Raw genomic sequence first — 1,890 nt, 5'->3', positions numbered from 1 at the left:
TGCTCGGAGCTTCCCTAAAGAGATCAGCGCAGATATAAAATTACAAGTCGCTTTCAAACATTCAGCGTCTGAATCCGTAGCCTATTGGCCGATTCCAGTCTTCGCGCTTGGCCCACCTAATCCATATGAAAAACCCTACAGAGCCGCAAACCTGATCAACGCCGGTCGCAATGCTGCTACTCTCGGCGTCACGCTATTCCTATGGCAGGACGATGAGAGCACGAGCAATGCTCAAGCCATGATTGAGCGACTTTTCAAGTTCTTCAACGATAATCCGCAGGTCCCACAAGCATTGATCGCAAGTCAGGACGGCGACGTCACACGAAATATTTATCGTAAACGTGGTACCCCCGGCCTGCCCAAAAATGCTCAGGTCGTACCGACCGTGTTCGAAAGCATGACAGGCCTAATTGTCACCCGTTCGGATCGTGTAGACCGGTATATTCGTCCTTATGCGATAAGCGAAAAAGAAGACAATCAAAACAAAAATACCGATCTGGGCAAACTTTGGGCTTTTTATTGGAGCCGTGATAAAGCATTTTCAGACTGGTACGAAAGCGCGGAGAGCGCCAAGGGGATTGAAAGCCCCTACGCTCCAGGCACCATGTCCACCGCCTACTGGCAAGCCCAGCTCCCTACCCTCTGGAAAACCATCAGCAATCGCGGCCCTGGCAACTTCGAGCCTTCCCCGTGGCTGCCGATTCGCTGGGGTCAGCATCAGGTCAAGGAGTTCGACGCTGCTCCAGTGCTCGGCTATCTGCATCGCCCGATCAAGGCGCCCATGCAGGATGAAAACGGCAAGCGCTTGAAACCTGCTTTGCAAGCCAAAGCCTTGCAAGCCGCATGGGTGCAGGCGTTGGATACCTTGCCCGACGGTCAGAAACCTGTACGGGTGTTCTACGACAGCACCAACAACCCGGAAGCGGAAATCGCTCTGAACAACGCCCTCCACGACCTGAACAAGGACGGCCACGGTCTTGAGCTGGGCAATGTCGAAGAGGGCTACGACATTGGCCGCCGTCTGGGCAATACCGGGGTCAGTGGTGCGCTGGTCGAGATCAATCTGGCAACCATCGCCAGTTACAAGGATGGCGGCGTCAGCGCTGTGATCTACGCCGGCACCGATGGCAGCCTGACCGTACAAATGGTCCGCCCGCCCGATGAAGCCCGCAAGGCGAAGAACAGCCAGAACCGCGGCGCAGACCCGTTCACCTTTGGCTCGCCAACCGGCGGGGCACCTGCAGAGTGAGTTATCCCGTCTGTCTGGGCGACGCCACCAGCAGTGGTGGCCGAGTGGTGTCCTGCCAATTGGCAGGCACCCACACCCTCAACGGCAAGCCTCCAGCCGTGCTGGGTGACAAAGCCACCTGCCCGCTTCATGCCGGTGAATTTGCCTTTATCGAAGGCCACCCCACCCGAAAGCTGAACGGTATTCCGGTGGTTCTGCACGGCCACCGACTGGCGTGCGGCTGCCAAGGTGTGGCCAGCCATGCCATGAACGTGCGAGTGGTCTAAGGATTTTATTTGTGATCAGGCCATACAACGAAGGCACAGTAAAACGATATTGAATTTCGTGACTTTAAAGAGGTGGGTACAACCATGCTCTACACGCAAAATCTGACCATCGCGCCTGTGCCCTATTCGGCTATGGGGTTTGAGAAAATCGGGAGTCGAGCCAGCTAGCGTGAACACAGGGCTATGAACTCCCCGACTAGATCGTCGGGAAGTTGATGATCCTCCTTGAAGCCTTAAGCAGCAGTAAGTCACCGAGAAAAAGTAATCGTTCAGATCGCTCAGTACCGCCGAAAACTCATACTGCATACAACCTTCAGGAGGATGTTAAACCCAGCGATCAGGATAGTCGAAGCTGCTGAGACTGTCAGAAATTTT

At 54.9% G+C, this 1,890-nt stretch carries 2 protein-coding genes; both read left to right on the top strand.

Features of this window, described 5'->3' with window-relative positions; translation table 11 throughout:
- Nucleotides 1-1,249, top strand: a 1,249-nt coding sequence (locus ALO64_RS10750) for a type VI lipase adapter Tla3 domain-containing protein (RefSeq protein ID WP_054991712.1), incomplete at its 5' end; no start/stop codon positions are given.
- Nucleotides 1,246-1,515 (top strand): PAAR domain-containing protein, encoded by a 270-nt coding sequence (locus ALO64_RS10745; RefSeq protein WP_003424462.1) that lies wholly within the window; start codon nt 1,246-1,248, stop codon nt 1,513-1,515. The genes ALO64_RS10750 and ALO64_RS10745, both read left to right, overlap by 4 nt.
- The last annotated feature ends 375 nt before the right edge of the window (nt 1,516-1,890 follow it).

Origin of the sequence: Pseudomonas meliae (assembly GCF_001400515.1) — a bacterium.
In the GTDB taxonomy this organism is placed as follows: domain Bacteria; phylum Pseudomonadota; class Gammaproteobacteria; order Pseudomonadales; family Pseudomonadaceae; genus Aquipseudomonas; species Aquipseudomonas amygdali.
Note: the sequence above shows the minus strand (reverse complement) of the source record. Positions and strands in the feature narration are given on the sequence as shown.